The sequence below is a fragment of the Rheinheimera sp. WS51 genome, assembly GCF_050936095.1.
Lineage (GTDB): Bacteria > Pseudomonadota > Gammaproteobacteria > Enterobacterales > Alteromonadaceae > Alishewanella.
Genome location: NZ_JBOTRC010000004.1, coordinates 179,346 through 194,651 on the forward strand (window position 1 = coordinate 179,346; position 15,306 = coordinate 194,651).

17 protein-coding genes are annotated in these 15,306 nt (G+C 40.2%); 9 read left to right on the plus strand and 8 right to left on the minus strand.

Annotated elements, in window-relative coordinates:
• Positions 1-2: 2 nt before the first annotated feature.
• Positions 3-482 carry a ribonuclease HI gene (rnhA, locus tag ACRCA4_RS07700; protein WP_433186466.1) on the plus strand — a complete coding sequence of 160 codons (480 nt, stop codon included), beginning with the start codon at positions 3-5 and terminating at the stop codon, positions 480-482.
• 46 nt (positions 483-528) lie between these two features.
• On the opposite strand, the gene ACRCA4_RS07705 is transcribed toward rnhA, so the two are convergent.
• Positions 529-1,113, minus strand: coding sequence for a glutathione peroxidase (locus ACRCA4_RS07705; protein WP_433186469.1), 585 nt, complete (start codon positions 1,111-1,113; stop codon positions 529-531).
• A gap of 323 nt (positions 1,114-1,436) precedes the next feature.
• Here ACRCA4_RS07705 and ACRCA4_RS07710 point away from each other — a divergent pair, with 323 nt between their 5' ends.
• Entirely contained in the window at positions 1,437-1,625 is a 189-nt protein-coding gene (locus tag ACRCA4_RS07710) for a PA3496 family putative envelope integrity protein (RefSeq protein WP_433186472.1), read from the plus strand.
• A 58-nt stretch (positions 1,626-1,683) separates the two neighbouring features.
• Here ACRCA4_RS07710 and fabB read toward each other — a convergent pair whose 3' ends face one another.
• Positions 1,684-2,898, minus strand: a complete 1,215-nt coding sequence (fabB, locus tag ACRCA4_RS07715) for a beta-ketoacyl-ACP synthase I (RefSeq protein WP_433186475.1) — start codon at positions 2,896-2,898, stop codon at positions 1,684-1,686.
• Between the two features lie 174 nt (positions 2,899-3,072).
• Between fabB and mnmC the strand changes: the two genes are divergently transcribed.
• From mnmC to ACRCA4_RS07735, 4 genes are all read left to right on the plus strand, one after another.
• Complete coding sequence (gene mnmC, locus ACRCA4_RS07720; protein WP_433186478.1) at positions 3,073-4,941, plus strand: bifunctional tRNA (5-methylaminomethyl-2-thiouridine)(34)-methyltransferase MnmD/FAD-dependent 5-carboxymethylaminomethyl-2-thiouridine(34) oxidoreductase MnmC; 1,869 nt, start codon at positions 3,073-3,075, stop codon at positions 4,939-4,941.
• A gap of 44 nt (positions 4,942-4,985) precedes the next feature.
• Positions 4,986-5,627, plus strand: a complete 642-nt coding sequence (locus ACRCA4_RS07725; RefSeq protein ID WP_433186481.1) for a response regulator — start codon at positions 4,986-4,988, stop codon at positions 5,625-5,627.
• A complete protein-coding gene (locus ACRCA4_RS07730; RefSeq protein ID WP_433186484.1) occupies positions 5,614-6,036 on the plus strand; it encodes a response regulator in 423 nt (140 codons plus the stop codon). Before ACRCA4_RS07725 ends, ACRCA4_RS07730 begins: the two co-directional genes overlap by 14 nt.
• Before the next feature lie 61 nt (positions 6,037-6,097).
• Positions 6,098-6,418: a hypothetical protein gene (locus ACRCA4_RS07735; RefSeq protein WP_433186487.1), complete on the plus strand. Its 321-nt coding sequence runs from the start codon at positions 6,098-6,100 to the stop codon at positions 6,416-6,418.
• Between the two features lie 15 nt (positions 6,419-6,433).
• On the opposite strand, the gene ACRCA4_RS07740 is transcribed toward ACRCA4_RS07735, so the two are convergent.
• The gene (locus tag ACRCA4_RS07740; RefSeq protein ID WP_433186490.1) at positions 6,434-7,306 is read right to left on the minus strand and encodes a flagellar protein MotY; all 873 of its coding nucleotides are present in this window, start codon (positions 7,304-7,306) and stop codon (positions 6,434-6,436) included.
• 133 nt (positions 7,307-7,439) lie between these two features.
• Between ACRCA4_RS07740 and rnt the strand changes: the two genes are divergently transcribed.
• The gene (gene rnt, locus ACRCA4_RS07745) at positions 7,440-8,165 is read left to right on the plus strand and encodes a ribonuclease T (protein ID WP_433186493.1); all 726 of its coding nucleotides are present in this window, start codon (positions 7,440-7,442) and stop codon (positions 8,163-8,165) included.
• Positions 8,166-8,282: 117 nt separating this feature from the next.
• Here rnt and ACRCA4_RS07750 read toward each other — a convergent pair whose 3' ends face one another.
• On the minus strand, positions 8,283-8,636 hold the full coding sequence (locus tag ACRCA4_RS07750) for a Grx4 family monothiol glutaredoxin (RefSeq protein ID WP_433186495.1): 354 nt from the start codon (positions 8,634-8,636) through the stop codon (positions 8,283-8,285).
• A gap of 227 nt (positions 8,637-8,863) precedes the next feature.
• On the opposite strand from ACRCA4_RS07750, the gene sodB reads away from it, so the two are divergent.
• A complete protein-coding gene (gene sodB, locus ACRCA4_RS07755; protein ID WP_433186498.1) occupies positions 8,864-9,448 on the plus strand; it encodes a superoxide dismutase [Fe] in 585 nt (194 codons plus the stop codon).
• A 58-nt stretch (positions 9,449-9,506) separates the two neighbouring features.
• On the opposite strand, the gene ACRCA4_RS07760 is transcribed toward sodB, so the two are convergent.
• Positions 9,507-10,472, minus strand: coding sequence for a diguanylate cyclase (locus ACRCA4_RS07760; RefSeq protein ID WP_433186500.1), 966 nt, complete (start codon positions 10,470-10,472; stop codon positions 9,507-9,509).
• Between the two features lies 1 nt (position 10,473).
• Positions 10,474-11,493: a response regulator gene (locus ACRCA4_RS07765; RefSeq protein ID WP_433186503.1), complete on the minus strand. Its 1,020-nt coding sequence runs from the start codon at positions 11,491-11,493 to the stop codon at positions 10,474-10,476.
• A gap of 140 nt (positions 11,494-11,633) precedes the next feature.
• Between ACRCA4_RS07765 and tpx the strand changes: the two genes are divergently transcribed.
• A complete protein-coding gene (gene tpx, locus ACRCA4_RS07770) occupies positions 11,634-12,254 on the plus strand; it encodes a thiol peroxidase (RefSeq protein ID WP_433186506.1) in 621 nt (206 codons plus the stop codon).
• A gap of 63 nt (positions 12,255-12,317) precedes the next feature.
• Here tpx and adk read toward each other — a convergent pair whose 3' ends face one another.
• Both adk and htpG read right to left on the minus strand, forming a co-directional pair.
• Positions 12,318-12,962, minus strand: coding sequence for an adenylate kinase (adk, locus tag ACRCA4_RS07775; RefSeq protein WP_433186509.1), 645 nt, complete (start codon positions 12,960-12,962; stop codon positions 12,318-12,320).
• A 284-nt stretch (positions 12,963-13,246) separates the two neighbouring features.
• Positions 13,247-15,184, minus strand: coding sequence for a molecular chaperone HtpG (gene htpG / locus ACRCA4_RS07780; protein WP_433186512.1), 1,938 nt, complete (start codon positions 15,182-15,184; stop codon positions 13,247-13,249).
• Positions 15,185-15,306: the final 122 nt, after the last annotated feature.

Below are 15,306 nucleotides of genomic sequence, written 5' to 3' on the forward strand. Positions count from 1 at the left end.
TTATGAGTAAAACTGTTACCATCTTCACCGATGGTTCCTGTCTTGGCAACCCCGGAGCAGGTGGTTATGCTGCGGTTTTAATTTATAAGCAGCATCGCAAAGAATTAAGTGGTGGTTTTCGCTTAACGACTAATAACCGTATGGAATTACTCGCAGCTATTATCGCTTTAGAAAGCCTAACTAAACCTTGTGATGTAGAACTTACCACAGATAGCCAATATGTCCGCTTAGGCATAATGCAGTGGTTGGCGGGTTGGAAGCGTAATAAGTGGTTAACCAGTCAAAAAAAACCGGTAAAAAACCAAGATCTTTGGCAACGCTTAGATAAAGCGACCAGCCAACATACAATAAACTGGCACTGGGTAAAGGGTCACAGCGGCCATCCTGAAAATGAACGCTGTGATGAATTAGCCAGAGCAGCAGCAGAAGCCAAGCCGACAACGGTTGATCATGAATTTGAAGCTAGCCAAGCTAAAAACTAAACATTAAAAACTTAACACTAAGCACTACGCGTAAGCGCAGTCATTTCTAATCACCGCTGGTATCAGGCTTGGTTACTGGTTTGGCTTCTGCCAGCATTTTCTCTAACTCGGCAATAAAGTCTTTGTTATCAGGCTTTGTTCTGCTGCCAAAGTGTTTTACTGTTTGCTCATCAGCACTGACTAAATATTTGTTAAAGTTCCAAGACGGAGATTCACCTGTTTTAGCAATGAGTGCTTTAAATACAGGGTTAGCCTCCTTACCCCGTACTTTTGAACTAGCAAACATCGGAAATTGCACACCATAGGTTAAGTAACACACCTCAGCCGTTTTTTCCGCATCGGCATATTCTTGCTTAAAACTATCTGATGGAAAGCCTAGCACTACTAAACCTGCTGCTTGGTATTGTTGATATAAAGCCTCTAAAGCGTCAAACTGCGGCGTAAAACCACACTTACTCGCAGTGTTAACAATTAATAATGTTTTGCCCTGATAGGCTTGGCATAAATCAATGCTTTCGCGTGTTTTAAGTTGCTGCATTGAATGGCCTAAAATATCACCACATTGATTTGCCATGGCCGAAGACGCTACCATCCCCACTGAGACCGTAAGCACGGTTAACCATTTTTTCATTATTCGTACCCTCTGTTTAAAACAACTTTTATAAACCGCATAGGCCCCAGCTAAACGCAGGCATTATCAGTCTAGTCTATTTTACCTAACAAGCTATATGTTAGTTATGAGCGATTGGATCATAAGATTATTTTACTACATGCCTATTTCTAATTGATGTTAATGCTGTCACTGCATCTAGTTAAAATTAAGCTGTTGTTTCATAAAAGGTTTAATTTAAATTTCAGCTCTGTAAAAATTATTTATCGTCTACACAAAAATAATTCACTATCATTTAAATAAAGATTTGAGTAAATAAGCAAAAAAATCTTGAGGAAATAACCATGTCGGAAGTTGAAGTAGCTGAATTTGATTTAGATGACGCCTCTAATGATGAAGACTTGCTTGTTACGTTGTCAGCCAAAGACAGTAAAGCGCAGCAAAAATTAGAAGCTAGACGCCGTATCGATGACCTATTAGAGCAAAAGCGATTACGTAGCTTGCTTGATGATTGGGATCTAGATGATGAATAAAAAATGGGCGGTTAACCGCCCATTTTTTATTACTGACAACTTAACATTTAAGCGCAGCTTAAGCCTTATACTTTTGCATAATTAAGGTGGCATTAGTACCGCCAAAGCCAAAGCTATTAGACATTACCGTGTTAAGCTCAGCTTCTTGTGCTTTGGTGATAATATTTAAGCCCGCTGCCGCTTCATCTAGCTCAGAAATATTAATTGAAGGAGCAATAAAGTTATTTTTCATCATTAATAACGAATAAATAGCTTCATGAACACCGGCAGCACCTAAGGCATGGCCTGTCATCGCTTTTGTCGCACTGATTGCAGGCGATTTTCCAGCAAACACCTGCTGGATAGCAGCCAATTCTTTCACGTCACCCACAGGGGTGCTAGTGCCATGTGTATTAACATAATCAATTTTTTCAGACACATTTTGCATCGCCATTTCCATACAGCGTACCGCGCCTTCGCCGCTAGGTGCCACCATGTCGAAACCGTCAGAAGTTGCACCGTAGCCAACAACTTCAGCATAAATTGTTGCACCACGGGCTAGAGCATGCTCAAGTTCTTCAACAACCAGCATACCGCCGCCACCGCTAATAACAAAGCCGTCACGGTTTGCATCATAAGTACGTGAAGCCTGCTGTGGTGTGTCATTATATTTAGATGACAAGGCCCCCATAGCATCAAACTCCATCGCTAACGTCCAATGCACTTCCTCACCACCGCCAGCAAAAATAACATCTTGCTTGCCTAATTGAATTAACTCAACAGCGTGACCAATACAATGGGCACTAGTCGCACAGGCTGAACTAATAGAATAGTTAACCCCTTTAATTTTAAACGGTGTCGCTAAACAAGCAGAGCAAGTACTAGACATTGTTTTAGGCACAGCATAAGGGCCGACGCGTTTAACACCTTTTGAACGAAGAATATCTGCCGCTTCAACTTGAACTTTTGAAGATGCACCGCCTGAGCCTGCCACTAAACCAATACGAGGGTTAGAAATTTCTTCTTCAGTAAAACCGGCATCTTTAATCGCTTCTTGCATTGCAATATAGGCATATGCTGCAGCATCACCCATAAAGCGCATGGCTTTACGATCAATATGCTCAGCAGGATTAATTTTAATATCACCCCACACTTGTGAACGTAAGCCTAGATCAGCGAACTCTTGAGCAAAGTTAATACCAGAGCGACCGGCTTGTAATGAAGCCAAGACTTCCTCTTTGTTATTACCAATACTCGATACAATACCCATACCGGTGATTACGGCTCTTTTCATGCTAACTCCCATTGGTTGGTTCTTTACCACACCGTTGTAAATGATTTATTTGTGCTATTGTACGGACTTTGATTATTAAAGTGGTCAGCTTTCAGCGCACACTTGTACTCTATTACCAATTCTGCTTAAGCTTAAGGTAAACTACAAGAAAAAACTGTATTGGATTAACTATTTATGTCTCAGCTTAGCCATGCCAAGGTTCATTTTAATGCTCAAGGCATTCCTTTTGCTGAAGACTTTGCCGATGTTTATTTTTCACAAGACGGCGGCTTAGCAGAAACAGACTATGTTTTTTTACAGCAAAATAATTTACCTACTCGCTGGCAAGCACATCCATCGGCTAGTTTTCATATTGTAGAAACCGGCTTTGGCACTGGCGCCAATTTTTTATTAACTTGGCTACGTTTTTGCCAATTTAAACAACAACACCCAAACGCGAAATGTCAGCGGTTATATTTTAGTAGTGTAGAAAAGTTTCCGCTTGCTTTGGCCGATTTAACGCAGGCCTTAACAGCACACAGCGCCAGTAATTGCGAATTGCAGCCTTTAATAGCACAATTATTAGCTCAATACCCTATTGCCGTATCAGGCTGCCATCGTCTGGTTTTTGATCAGGGCCAAGTCATAGTTGATTTATGGCTAGGTGATGTCAGTACTATGCTGCCTAATATTGCGCCAGCAGATGCCATTTATTTAGATGGTTTTGCTCCTAGTAAAAACCCAGAAATGTGGCAAACCAAGCTGTTTTACGATCTTGCCGCGTTAAGTCATAGTGAAACAACTATCGCAACATTTACTGCTGCGGGCATAGTTAGGCGCGGCTTGCAGCAAGCTGGTTTTACTGTAAAAAAAGTTAAAGGTTTTGGCCGTAAACGCGAGATGTTAACAGCTAAGTTAGCTCAAAGTGCGCCAGCGCAAACCTGCACAGTCATACCGAAAGAAGTCACCATAATTGGCGGCGGCATTGCCTCTATTTGTCTGGCTTTAGCGCTAATGCAGCGCAATATAGCGGTACATTTAATTTGCGCTGATGCCGATGTCGCGATGCAAGCTTCACAAAACCGACAAGGGGTTATTTACCCCAATTTACCAGCTGAAGTCTCGGCAACTAGCCTCTTTCAAGTTCAAGCCTTTTTATATGCACGTCAGTTTTACCAACGCTGCCAGCAGCAAGGACTAAATTTTGTTATGGACTTTTGTGGCATGTTGCACTTAGCGACCACGCCAAGACTACAACAACGGCAAGCTAAACTTGCTAAGTTTTGGCCCAGTTCTTTAGCTCATACGGTAACAGCACAACAAGCAACAGCAATAGCAGGGCTACCCCTAGAGCAAAGTGCCATTTATTACCCTTTAGCCGGTTGGTTAAACCCCAAGCAGTTTTGTCAAACTGCCCTAGCTTATTTACAGCAACAAGCTCATTTTCGCTTTAGTAACAACTGCACGGTACAACACTTTGAGCAGGAAAATAATACTTGGTTAATTAACACTGAACAGCGCCAATTGCGTGCCCAAGCATTAGTCATCGCAACAGGTAGCGAACTTGCAAGCTTTGTTCAGAGCAAGTTTTTGCCACTAAACATTATTCGAGGCCAAGTTAGCCACATTAGCCAACAAAAAATGCAGCCGCTTAAAACAGTGATCTGTCATACAGGCTATATCACACCACAATGGCAAGGTCTGCATTCAATCGGTGCCACCTTTGATCGCGAAGCTAAAAACACCGAGGTTAGATCTCTAGATAATACTGAGAATTTGCAACAGATAGATGAACAACTTAATTCTCCAGCTTGGCTAAAAGGAGCTCAGGTTCATAGTGCAGCGGCTGCATTCAGAGCCAGCCTGCCAGACAGGCACCCTATAGCCACTGAAATTAACTCCTCTCTTTGGCTATTAGGCGGCTTAGGCGCGCGCGGTATTATGTATTCACCACTGTTAGCAGAGATAATTGCTTGCCAAATTTGCACAGAACCTCTACCGTTAACTAAAGAGCAAAGTGATAGCTTATCAGCATCTAGATTTATCAATAAAAACAATAACTAAAAGCCAGTTACAGCAACAACGAAAGTTGAGGTCAAAGGAATGTTATGAATAAAAATAAAAAAATCTTAATTGCTGAAGATGATGATTTTTTACGGTTATTATTGCAAACGCAATGTGAGGAGCTTGGAGTTAGTGTTGATAGCGTTGAGAATGGTGAACAACTAATAACCGCTGCTCTTAGTTATCAATACGATATTATTATCACTGATATCCAAATGCCCGTTTGTGATGGTATTCAAGCCATGCAACTATTGCGTCAGCTAGGTTATGACCGACCAATTTTCGCAATGTCTGCCGATGCCATTTCTGCAGAAGGTTTTACTGACACCCTAACTAAGCCTGTTGATAATCAGCAACTTGCGAATATAGTGCTGCAAACATCATCACAAAAACGGATCCCGTTAGTTATTGATGAAACACTTACAGAGCTATTTTATGAGAATTTACAACAACAAAAAATTGGATTCCAACAAGCTTTAACAGATAAGAATGCCACTGTGATGCGGCAAATTTGCCATAAAGTGAAGGGCGGTGCAGCCAGCTTTGGTCATATTGAACTTACTGATGCAGCCGATGAACTACAAAGCTTACTGCAACAAAAACCTCTGGATGCCCCGCTATTATTACGCTGTCAGCAGTTTAGCCAGTTACTACAACAGTGTGGAGAGAGCAATGCGAGAAGCTAAAGCTTTACTTGTCGACGACATTGACTACACACGGCAGCTATTACGCAACAATATTATGGCTATTGCCAAAAACGCTCCACTTGAAGTGGATAGCTTCCAGTTTTTCAATGCTAATTCAGCAGCGTCAGCTATGAGTATCTTCAGCTTACAAAGCCCTGATATTATATTTTTAGATATAGAGCTCCCCGATGGCTCTGGTTTAGACTTACTGGCTAAAATTAAGAAAGTAAAACCTGAATGCTTTATTATTATGGTAAGTGCCAACAGCACCTTAGAAAACGTACAAAATAGTATTAAGCTTGGTGCAGCAACTTTTATTGTTAAACCTTTTACTGGCGATAAAATACTGGCTGCTATGCGTTTATTCTCTAAGCACAATGTAAAAATAAAAATTAAAAATAATGATTAACAAGAAAAACTGACAAAACTTTGGTAAAGTTTAAATAATATCATGTACGTAAGGAAACAATATGCGCTTAGCTTTACTATTTATAGCGGCTCTAGCCACATCCAGCGCACTTCAGGCTGCTGACTTTTATCAAATACCTATCGCTAATGACGCGCGCGAATTTGCTCGCTTAGATAATAAACTACCTGCTGTCTTAAGCTATTTTAGCCAGCAAAGCATGCCGGAATTACGCCAATACTATATTCAGCAATTAGGTGAGCCATATAAAACTGAATCAATCTACGGCAGAGAAAACTTATTTTTCCAAGTAGATGGCCAGCAAGTTCGCATCTTATTATCAGAACGCGATAACTGGCGCCAAGTTGATATTATGGTGCAATAAAAAAGCTAACGAATATTAAGGCTTACTTAGCTGCAATACCACCCGGCGATTCTTTTTACGCTCAATTGCAATTTGATTGGGCGCAATATGCCGCCGCTCGCCAAAACCAGTCACTTGCACTTTATCTGCACTTAAGCCCGCTTTAACAAAAAACGATTTTACTTTTTCTGCCCGCTTTATCGATAACTGCTCATTCATCCAGCGACCACCATAACTATCGCTATAACCTTGAATTTCAACATAGTCGATATCTGAGTCATATTTTAAATACTCAGCTATTTGCGCTAAGCGTCTACTTGACTCACGACTTAACTGATCACTGCCTGTTTCATAATTTAAAACGGTAAATGCAATATCTTCAAAGCTATAAGGTAATAATCCGGCTATACATTGATTAAAAGCCGTAAAAGTAGCAGAAAACTGTACCGGATTAATAAACGCAACAATTTTATTGTCTGGGCTATACCAATCATTAAAATAAAAACTTGGGCTAAACCCTTGCTCTAATTCAGTAAGTAATGTCCAAGCAGCCTTTTTCGGCAACTCACCATTAAATTGTTTTAATAGCTGCATAGTGGCAATGGCCTTACTTGGCTCGCCTGCTCGCCACGCTGGTGGTACTGATATAACTTCAGCTAAAGCGTAGTTGTCAGGTAAACGAAGCATTTGCAGCTCAAACGCCATATTTAAACTTTTACTCGCCACACTGCGAAATAGCGCCTGACCAAACCGAGGAATATCATGCCTTAGCTGACATTCTAATGGCGTATTTGTGCTTAATTGCCATGTTGACTGTTCAATTGTGGCAGAATATTGACGCAACTGGGTTGTCGCCTGCACACTTGTTAAAGTTAAGGCGCTTGTTAAAACCATGAATATTGGTAGCATCTGCATGTTTCACCACTAAATTAATCTTAAGCAATTGCTTATTTCACTCTAACATAAGCAAACACTATGCCGCACCAAGACGTTACCGTTATTTTTTGGCATAATAGCCACAGATTTGTAATATGGCGTAATTATGACAAAACAAACTTCTCTACTCGCTCAACGCTTTCGCGGCTATTATCCTGTTGTTATCGACGTTGAGACCGCTGGCTTTAATGCAAAAACGGATGCTTTACTTGAAATAGCAGCAACCTTATTAACTATGGATGATGAAGGCAATTTATTGCCGCAGCAAACGCTGCATTATCATGTTGAACCTTTTGAAGGCGCTAATCTTGATGCAAGCTCTCTAGCCTTTAATGGTATTGATCCTTTTAATCCTTTAAGAGGCGCAGTCAGTGAACGCGAAGCCATTAGTGAAATTTGTAAAGCGGTTCGCAAAGCGCAAAAAGCCGCAGGCTGCCAACGTAGTGTTATCGTGGCTCATAACGCCGCTTTTGATCAAGGCTTCGTTAATGCGGCCATTGAACGCTTAAAGTATAAGCGCTCGCCCTTTCATGCCTTTGTTTCCTTCGACACTACTAGCTTAGCTGCTCTTGCCTTAGGCCAAACGGTACTTGCAAAAGCTTGCCAATATGCTGGCATCGAGTTTGATAGCAAACAAGCACACAGCGCTTTATATGATACAGAACGCACAGCAGAATTATTTTGTTATATTATAAATAAATGGCGAGACTTAGGTGGCTGGCCGCTATTAGGGCCGCTAGAGCAAGAGGAAGCGGACTCGGATCCAGCGATAGATGCGACTAGCAACAGCAGCGAAAATAACGATAACAATAACGCGAGTAAAAACCAGTAGTTGCTTATGATAGCAGCGGCAAGAATAACTAGACGTAAAAACATTCATTGCGAGCAAGCTAGTTAAGCTGCTCGCAATCCACTCTATCCCTTGTTAACGACTAGGGGATCCGCGTCTTTACTGGCTATCAGCGTCGTTTTCAGCACTTGTTCCTGCTTTAGCAGCAGTTTCTTTGATTAACGACTGTAACTCGCCACGTTGGAACATCTCTAGAACAATGTCACAACCACCTATTAATTCACCCTCTACCCATAGTTGTGGAAAAGTAGGCCAATTTGCATATTTAGGTAGCTCGGCACGAATTTCTGGATTTAATAAAATATCGACATAAGCAAATTGTTCACCACAAGCAATTAAAGCCTGAGATGCTTGAGCTGAGAAGCCACAACTTGGAAATTTAGGTGAGCCTTTCATAAATAAAAGAATAGGGTTCTCGGCTATCTGTTGCTTAATTTTGTCAATTGTTTCCATAATTACCTCTTACAAAAAGTGAGCTTAATACTATTTTACGCTGTTCTTTTCTTAGTTACACTTGAGTTTTAATAAAAAAACCCCATATCTTATAAGATAACGAAAAACGATTGATACTTTAGGTATAAAATCGTCATAAACTAGGCACGGTAAAACTTGAGTAAACTAGTCAAGTTTTGTAGTCTACGCCACACAGACATGTTAAACAACGTTTACGGAGAACAACAATGGCCTTTGAATTGCCTGCATTACCTTATGCAAAAGATGCTTTAGCCCCACATATTTCTGCAGAAACTTTAGAATACCACTATGGTAAACATCACAATACCTATGTTGTAAAGTTAAATGGTTTAATTGAAGGTACTGACTTCGCTGGTAAATCTTTAGAAGAGATTGTACGCACGTCTGAAGGCGGTATCTTTAATAATGCAGCCCAAGTATGGAATCACACTTTCTACTGGCACTGCTTAGCACCTAATGCAGGTGGCGAGCCTACAGGTGCATTAGCAGATGCTATTAATGCAAAATGGGGTTCTTTTGCTGAGTTTAAAGCTGCATTTAACGACAAAGCAGTTAATAACTTTGGCTCAAGCTGGACTTGGTTAGTTAAAACTGCAGATGGCTCATTAGATATTGTTAATACCAGCAACGCTGCTACCCCATTATCTGATACATCATTAACGCCAGTATTAACAGTAGACTTATGGGAACATGCTTACTATATCGATTACCGTAATGCACGCCCAACTTACTTAGATGCTTTTTGGGCATTAGTAAACTGGAAGTTTGCTGCTGAAAACTTTGCTAAATAAGCACTGTTCTACTAAAAACCCAGCTAAATGCTGGGTTTTTAATCATTACTACCTTTATTTAATCTTCAGCTACAAAACAAGTTAGCTGGTTTCGGCCACCTTCTTTAGACTGATACAATGCTTTGTCTGCCGCTTCAATCCAATGTACGTGCTGTTTCATGCTATTATCAAACTCGGCTAAACCTAAACTAATTGTCACCTTCAGCGGTGTCTGATTAAACATCACTGTCAAATTTTCAACTGCATAACGCACTCGCTCAGCAAAGTGAGTCGATGGCTCAATAGAAGTATCAACTAATAACACAGCAAACTCTTCGCCACCGTAACGACCGGCGATATCTGTTTCTCGTAAATTACTGCGAATAGTATCAGCAATCTTTTGGATCACTAAATCACCAGCCGTATGGCCATAGGTATCATTAATATTTTTAAAGTGATCTATATCGCACATTAGTAGCGTGCTGTTATGTGAGTAACGTTGTATCCGCTTAAACTCTTGAATTAAATTCTCTTCCCAAAAACCACGGTTATACAGCTTAGTTAAATAATCTATTTTCGATAATTGCTGCAAACGATGATTCATGTCTTCAAGCTCTATTCGGCTTATAGCAACATCAGTCACATCGTAAATAATAAAACAAAGATGGGTTACTTCTCCATTATTATTCGTTAATGGAACAATAGTGCAATTTTGATACATGTGCTCGGCAGAGCCAGTGATAGGTCGATAGTTGCGAAACTTAAAAATATAAGGTCTTTGTTCCCAAATAGTAAAGGCTCGATTTTTCAATAAAATAACAGGATCACACTTACGGCGTAACCAGTCTTCATCTATCTCTGAGAATAAATCAAATAAATAACGATCTCTAACTTGACGAGGCGTCAACCCACTGTGGTTTTCCATAAAGCCATTCCAAACTTGGATCCGGTAATCACAATTTAATACAACTAAGCCGACATCTACCGTTTGAAACATATCCATTAACCAATGGATTTCTGAAACATCTATTTGCGCCTGCGTCATGTTACCCCTCTAGCATATAGTGAACTTTATCATTTAGGGTCTTCAAACTATCTTCCGTGAATAACAACAATAAATCACAACTAATATTGTAATTTTCAATTCCATAAGTTAGTTCTATAGCTAACGTTTTTCGCCACCGCTTTGCATTGGCTTTAATTAAATCACTTACAGATTCACGCTGACCTAATACCACAGGGTGGCCTTGGCTAAACGTCATATTAAGCTGCTCAGATAACCCCTTTAATACCGCACCAATGAGAATATTACTGACATCCATCAACAGTTCTAGCTCAATTCTGGCCGTTAATCCGCCATGATAATTCATCAGCTTAGCAATATCTTTATAACTTGACTCCGATAAAATTAATAAAGCCTCACCTGAAACACCACCACCTATAAAGCCTTGGCAAACAGCAGCAGTACTTTCTTCCCGTTCTACAGAAGCCAGCGCCATATGCAACTCACTCACCTCAAGCAGGTTAACATTAGGTATAGGTAGCTTAACAAAAACATTGAGCAAACGAGCTAGCAAGTCCCCCGCTTGGCCCATAGCAACATTAGTGAGCTCCTGGAGTACATCTCGCATATCTGCACTTAATTCAATTTCTTCTAGCACAATTAAATCAGGTGTCTTCGTCTCTTTTTTCGACAAAGTAGAAGATGAGCCAAAACGTTTTAGTAATTCAAGAATTTTTGCTTCATTAACGGGTTTTTTAATGAAATCAATCGCCCCTAAGGCCTTCACACGTTCAAAAGCTTCAGGCTGAATATCGCCAGAAACAATAATGACTTTGGTATTGGTATTGATTTTCTGCAAGGCAGTCAACACCTGATAACCATCCATGACCGGCATATTTAAATCTAAAAATAGCCAGTCAATTGCATGCTTACTTAAAGTAGCAAGTGCCTCAGCACCATGACCGGCAAAAAATAAATTTTCTTGCCAATCTTGTGGTAATATCTTGGCGAGCTGTTTGCGCGCTAAGTTTGAGTCATCACATATTAAAACAGCAGTGGGCATCGGGTTCTCACTTTGCACAGCTTCAATTCAGTCTAGCCTGAAAAAGGCAGTTCACATAAAACAGTATTATAAAAATAGTAATATGTCTCTATTTTTAATAGATTAATTATATACGCAATTACCATAATAGGAGCGGTATTATGACTGCACTTTCTTATTCTAGCCTTAAGCTACTAACATTGTTTTTATTATTCAGCTTTAGCTGCAATATAGCTGCAGTTGATCTTCAAGCTAAACTTCCTGAAAGACTTAGCTCAATTAAAGCGGGTAATAAAAATATTGTCCTTTTAGGCAATCCAATTCAAGTTAACAGTAAAGCCATCAATTTTAAAGTAGTTGATAATAATTTTAAAACGGTACAATTATCTGACTATATTGGCAAAACAGTTCTAATTAGTGTTGTTCCAAGTATCGATACAGGCATCTGCTCATTACAAACCAAGCGATTTAACAGCGAAGTCACTGACTTACCACAACAAGTCGTATTACTGACCATTAGTACTGACTTACCGTTTGCCCAAAAAAGATTCTGCCAACAAGAACAAGTTGCTGATATGGCCGTACTCTCTGACGCAGTTTGGCGTGATTTTGGTACGAATTACGGCTTGCTTATTAAAGATATGGGCATTTTGGCCCGGGCAGTATTAATTATTGATAGTAAGGGACAACTTGTTTATCAACAACTGGTGCCTAACTTAGCCTCGGAGCCAGATTACTCTGATGCAATAAATGCATTAAACCGTATAGTGACTAAAAATTAACTAACAAAACTCACCGTCAACTTATGCAAAAAAAAGCCCAAATAAACATTTGGGCTTTTTAAACTAGCTTAATCGAGACAACAATTCACGACCAACTTCATCAACAGGCTTAGTACCATCTATATGATGATACTGAGTATTACCTGCCTCAGCTTCTTTTCTATAATAGCCTACTAATGGCTCAGTCTGCTCATGATAAATAGCTAAACGCTTACGAACAGTTTCTTCTACATCATCAACCCGGATAACTAAGTCTTCACCGGTAATATCGTCTTTACCGTCAACTTTTGGCGGGTTATAGCGTAAGTGGTATACCCGACCAGATGCCGGATGAACACGACGACCGCTCATACGCTCAACAATAACATCATCGGCTACGTCAAATTCAATAACATGATCTATTACAATGCCATTTTCTTTCATAGCATCGGCTTGTGGGATAGTACGAGGGAAGCCATCTAATAAGAAACCTTGAGCACAATCAGATTTTGCGATCCGCTCTTTTACCAAGCCAATAATAAGCTCGTCAGACACTAACTGGCCCGCATCCATCACTTGTTTTGCTGCAACACCAAGGGCTGAACCTTCTTTAATTGCTGCGCGCAGCATATCGCCCGTTGATATTTGTGGAATGCCGTATTTATTCATCAGGAGCTGAGCCTGTGTTCCTTTTCCGGCACCTGGGGCACCCAACAATATTATGCGCATAGCAAATCCTCATTTTCTGAGATAAATAGTTTAATAATAAAGTCCAGATCTTTACATAATGTCTAGCTTGAAACAAGAAGTTTGTCTGACCTACTTCAGCAAAGCCGCAATTGGCGCACCATTGTTAATAAAAACTGTCTGTAGTTAAAGCTTGAGTTGAAAAAGACCTCAAGTTAATAAAAGCAAGGTCTTACTTATAAAAATACAGCTATTCTGGCATTTAAAAATAAGCAATAGAAAATAAAAAACCACCCGAAGGTGGTTTTCTTTTTGTAAGCGTATCCTTAATTCGCTAGCGACAATAACAGCTTATTCAGGCGATTAACAAAGCTAGCCGGATCTTTCAAGTTACCTTTTTCGGCTAACAAGGCTTGATCAAGCAGAACTTCTGCCCACTCTTTAAAGCGATCTTCATCTTGCTGCTCAGAAATATGCTTAACTAAAGTATGCTCAGCATTTAATTCAAAAATAGGTTTAACTTCTGGCACTTTTTGTCCTGCAGATTCCATTAACTTAATCATCTGCGTGCTCATGTCATGCTCGTCAGTCACCACACAAGCTGGGCTGTCGGTTAAACGATGGCTAACCTTCACATCTTTAACTTGACTGCCTAGCGCAGTTTTAAAGCGCTCTAGCACTGATGCAAAAGCTTCTTCTGTTTCTTGCTGGGCTTTTTTCGTCTCTTCATCATCTAATTTAGATAAATCTAAGCCACCTTTTGCCACTGAGCGTAATTTTTTATCATTAAACTCAGTTAAATGCTGCACTAACCATTCATCGATACGATCAGAAAGCAGTAAGACTTCTAAGCCTTTTTTGCGTAATACCTCTAAGTGCGGGCTATTTTTAGCCGCTGCGAAGCTATCGGCTACAATGTAATAGATTTCGTCTTGACCTTCTTTCATCCGGCTAATGTAATCAGCTAGTGATACATTTTGCACGCTTTCATCGGTATGAGTTGAAGCAAAACGTAATAAAGCAGCAATTTGCTCTTTATTTGCCATATCTTCAGCCGGGCCTTCTTTTAATACTTGGCCAAACTCATCCCAGAAGGCTTGATACTTTTCGCTATCTTTAGTTAGCTTTTCAAGCATTTTTAAAGTACGGCTAGTACAGCCCTTGCGTAAACTTTGCGTTACCTTAGTATCTTGAAGAATTTCTCGTGATACGTTTAATGGTAAGTCGCTTGAGTCTAATACCCCTTTGATAAAGCGTAAGTAGCTTGGCATAAACTGCTCAGCGTCGTCCATAATAAAGACACGTTGTACATAGAGTTTTAAACCATGCTGCGCATCACGATTCCACATATCGAATGGTGCTTTTTTCGGGATATATAACAGGCTAGTGTAATTGTTGTTACCTTCTACCTTGTTATGGCTCCAGCTTAATGGCTCGCTCCAATCATGTGAAATATGCTTATAAAATTCACTGTACTCTTCATCAGTTAAGTCTGATTTATCGCGGGTCCATAATGCAGTTGCTTTGTTAACGGCTTGCCACTGACCCGGCGTCGCTGGCGTGGTTACTTCGCCGTCTTCCCCTTTCACTTCAGGCTGTTCTTCTTGCCATAACTCGACAGGAATACTGATATGATCTGAATATTTAGTGACAATTCTTTCAACCGTCCAGCGGCTTAAAAACTCATCTTCACCTTCACGTAAATGTAAGGTTATTTCAGTACCACGAGTCTCTTTAGTAATGGGTGTAATACTGTAGTCACCTTCACCTGCAGATTCCCACTCTATTGCTTCATTAGCTGCTGCACCTGCTTTACGCGTGCGTACTGTTACTTTATCGGCAACGATAAACGCAGAGTAAAAACCAACACCAAACTGGCCGATTAAATTTGAGTCTTTAGTTTGATCGCCCGATAACTGAGAGAAGAATTCTTTAGTACCCGACTTTGCAATAGTGCCCAGATGGCTTACTACGTCTTGCTCAGACATACCAATGCCGTTATCGTCTATGGTTAAGGTGCGAGCTTTTTCATCTAAACTAATACGAACGCGTAATTCGCCGTCATCACCATATAGGCTACTGTCTGATAACGCCATAAAACGTAGCTTATCTGCCGCATCTGATGCGTTTGATACAAGTTCGCGTAAGAAAATTTCTTTATTTGAATACAGTGAATGGATCATCAGCTGCAATAGCTGTTTTACTTCCGCCTGAAAACCATGGGTTTGTTTTTGGCCAGCTGAAGTTGCTGTGGTATCACTCATTGTGTTTATCCTCAAAATAACAGGTTAATGGCATTAATGTGCAACCTAAATAGCCGCAGCATACTGACAACTAATATGGGGCGGATTTACTGTATTTCAAGCATAAAAATGAAAGGTGATGG

Coding starts and splice junctions, on each gene's coding strand:
- tpx (WP_433186506.1), top strand. CDS start 11,634: ATGACTGCACTTTCTTATTCTAGCCTTAAGCTACTAACATTGTTTTTA.
- adk (WP_433186509.1), bottom strand. CDS start 12,962: ATGCGCATAATATTGTTGGGTGCCCCAGGTGCCGGAAAAGGAACACAG.
- ACRCA4_RS07765 (WP_433186503.1), bottom strand. CDS start 11,493: ATGCCCACTGCTGTTTTAATATGTGATGACTCAAACTTAGCGCGCAAA.
- fabB (WP_433186475.1), bottom strand. CDS start 2,898: ATGAAAAGAGCCGTAATCACCGGTATGGGTATTGTATCGAGTATTGGT.
- rnhA (WP_433186466.1), top strand. CDS start 3: ATGAGTAAAACTGTTACCATCTTCACCGATGGTTCCTGTCTTGGCAAC.
- ACRCA4_RS07725 (WP_433186481.1), top strand. CDS start 4,986: ATGAATAAAAATAAAAAAATCTTAATTGCTGAAGATGATGATTTTTTA.
- ACRCA4_RS07760 (WP_433186500.1), bottom strand. CDS start 10,472: ATGACGCAGGCGCAAATAGATGTTTCAGAAATCCATTGGTTAATGGAT.
- sodB (WP_433186498.1), top strand. CDS start 8,864: ATGGCCTTTGAATTGCCTGCATTACCTTATGCAAAAGATGCTTTAGCC.
- ACRCA4_RS07730 (WP_433186484.1), top strand. CDS start 5,614: ATGCGAGAAGCTAAAGCTTTACTTGTCGACGACATTGACTACACACGG.
- ACRCA4_RS07735 (WP_433186487.1), top strand. CDS start 6,098: ATGCGCTTAGCTTTACTATTTATAGCGGCTCTAGCCACATCCAGCGCA.
- ACRCA4_RS07750 (WP_433186495.1), bottom strand. CDS start 8,636: ATGGAAACAATTGACAAAATTAAGCAACAGATAGCCGAGAACCCTATT.
- ACRCA4_RS07710 (WP_433186472.1), top strand. CDS start 1,437: ATGTCGGAAGTTGAAGTAGCTGAATTTGATTTAGATGACGCCTCTAAT.
- rnt (WP_433186493.1), top strand. CDS start 7,440: ATGACAAAACAAACTTCTCTACTCGCTCAACGCTTTCGCGGCTATTAT.
- mnmC (WP_433186478.1), top strand. CDS start 3,073: ATGTCTCAGCTTAGCCATGCCAAGGTTCATTTTAATGCTCAAGGCATT.
- ACRCA4_RS07705 (WP_433186469.1), bottom strand. CDS start 1,113: ATGAAAAAATGGTTAACCGTGCTTACGGTCTCAGTGGGGATGGTAGCG.
- htpG (WP_433186512.1), bottom strand. CDS start 15,184: ATGAGTGATACCACAGCAACTTCAGCTGGCCAAAAACAAACCCATGGT.
- ACRCA4_RS07740 (WP_433186490.1), bottom strand. CDS start 7,306: ATGCTACCAATATTCATGGTTTTAACAAGCGCCTTAACTTTAACAAGT.